The following is a 1,369-nucleotide window of genomic DNA, read 5'->3' as shown; positions in this document are numbered from 1 at the left end:
GGTCCTGCCTCTCCTCTGTCGCCTTTAGGTCCTGGCAAGCCCTGCGACCCTGCCTCTCCTCTGTCGCCTTTCGGCCCGGGTAATCCCTGCGGTCCTGCCTCTCCTTGGTCTCCTTTCGGCCCGGGTAATCCCTGCGGTCCTGCCTCTCCTTGGTCTCCTTTCGGTCCGGGTAATCCCTGCGGTCCTGCTTCCCCTCGGTCTCCTTTCGGGCCGGGTAATCCCTGCGGTCCTGCCTCTCCTTGGTCTCCTTTCGGCCCGGGTAATCCCTGCGGTCCTGCTTCCCCTCGGTCTCCTTTCGGGCCGGGTAATCCCTGCGGCCCTACCTCTCCTTGGTCTCCTTTAGGGCCTGGCAAGCCCTGAGGGCCAGCTTCACCTTTATCTCCTTTAGGGCCTTGAGGTCCAGAGGGGATACTATTGATTTTACCAGTTAATTCATTTTTTAACTCAGATACTTTGTTATCTACATAAGCCTGCGAGGCTGGATTACTTTTAGCAAATACTATCTGTGATGTGAATAAGATTAATAAAATGCTATTAAGGATATTATTTCGATGTATCATTCTCTACTTCCTACAATATGCTAATCGTTCTTAATCAGAAAATTAGTTAAATCATTAAAACAATACCTAACAAAATGGCATGTTGAACAGGAATCTTTTGTACATGCCCAATGCCACTATCCAGATCAATAGTAAAATTGGGTTTGTCTCCAAACAGACCTTGATACGATAGGGTAATACTGGCGTTCGGTGTAATCGTATAACCACATCCAGCCATTATTTCACCTGCAAGTTGAGAAATGTCATTGATCGTGTCTCTATCCATTTGCCATTGTCTGTAGGCAGTTCCTGCTTTTAGTTGTAGAAATACAGGTGCGGTAAATTCAGGGGTAATACGGATTGTAGCTAATGCATCGACCATAGGTTTTATGGTGGTTTGTACTAAAAGCCCACCCAGGGCATCGACTTCTTCTTCTGTCATTTGCAGCCGCATCTGGTTTCCACTTTGTAAACCTAATTCGAGTCCAAATAATAAAGGGCCTTTCATAAAAAAGTCTCTTCCTATTGCAAACCGACCTGTTGCGGTAATGTGGTCGCCTTCGTGTACGTATTGGTAATTGACATAGCCTAAACTGGCGGAGACTGTCCATGGATAATTGATTGTTTTTGCAAGGCTTGTATTACTAAAGAACAAAATAAGCACAAATATTTTCAAAATAGGCATTCTATCCAAAATATTTGATCGTTTGGAAAAGCAAAGCTTCATAAGGTCACTTCCATTGCAATGTATGATTCTTGTATCAATTATTTAAGTCAACAGGACTTACTGCGTATTCCGGAGGACTTGATCACTAATTCCGTTAGGCATT

General features: G+C 44.9%; 1 protein-coding gene and 1 pseudogene. Both read right to left on the bottom strand.

Annotated elements, in window-relative coordinates; all coding sequences use genetic code 11:
• Nucleotides 1-560, bottom strand: a pseudogene (locus tag CC34_RS1000000117475) (collagen-like protein); the annotation flags it as partial.
• Between the two features lie 46 nt (nucleotides 561-606).
• Complete coding sequence (locus tag CC34_RS0110175) at nucleotides 607-1,266, bottom strand: hypothetical protein (RefSeq protein WP_027229077.1); 660 nt, start codon at nucleotides 1,264-1,266, stop codon at nucleotides 607-609.
• Nucleotides 1,267-1,369: the final 103 nt, after the last annotated feature.

The sequence above is a fragment of the Legionella pneumophila subsp. fraseri genome, assembly GCF_000586315.1.
Taxonomy (GTDB): Bacteria; Pseudomonadota; Gammaproteobacteria; order Legionellales; family Legionellaceae; genus Legionella; species Legionella pneumophila_B.
Note: the sequence above shows the minus strand (reverse complement) of the source record. Positions and strands in the feature narration are given on the sequence as shown.

Coding starts and splice junctions, on each gene's coding strand:
- CC34_RS0110175 (WP_027229077.1), bottom strand. CDS start 1,266: ATGAAGCTTTGCTTTTCCAAACGATCAAATATTTTGGATAGAATGCCT.